The 499-nt window shown below is 32.5% G+C and carries 1 protein-coding gene; it reads right to left on the bottom strand.

Going from position 1 to position 499, the window contains the following annotated elements:
• Positions 1-103: 103 nt before the first annotated feature.
• Positions 104-499, bottom strand: a 396-nt coding sequence (locus tag D0817_RS24830) for an ATP-binding protein (RefSeq protein WP_161568469.1), incomplete at its 5' end; no start/stop codon positions are given.

Raw genomic sequence — 499 nt, 5'->3', positions numbered from 1 at the left:
TGGATATTCTGGATAAAGTGAGCACCTAATTCTGGATAAAAGTGAGCAGTATAAATGAACTCAAAAAGGTGTCTAAAAAGTAGTTTAAAAGTATAAAATTATTTTACTCTATTGGTTGTTTTTCTATTTTCTTTTTTCTCATTGATTCTCCCTTTAATTCTATCCGAAGAGCATTGTGAACGATTCTGTCTAAAATTGCATCTGCAATGGTTTGTTCAGCAATGACTTCATGCCAGGATTCAACTGGGAGCTGCGAAGCAATAATAGTTGATTTTTTCCCATGCCTGTCCTCAATTATCTCCATAAGATCCTGCCTTTTAAAGTTATCTAATGATTGAAGCCCAAAATCATCTAGTATAATGAGGTCCTGCTTTTCTATTTTATTAATTTCTTTTATGTAAGAGCCGTCAGCTTTAGCCATTTTAAGTTTAGAGAAAAGTTTATTGATATTAAAATACATTACTTTGTAGCCCATCATACAGGCTTTATAACCAATTGC

It is taken from the genome of Flavobacterium cupreum, from assembly GCF_003996965.1.
Classification (GTDB): Bacteria; Bacteroidota; Bacteroidia; order Flavobacteriales; family Flavobacteriaceae; genus Flavobacterium; species Flavobacterium cupreum.
Note: the sequence above shows the minus strand (reverse complement) of the source record. Positions and strands in the feature narration are given on the sequence as shown.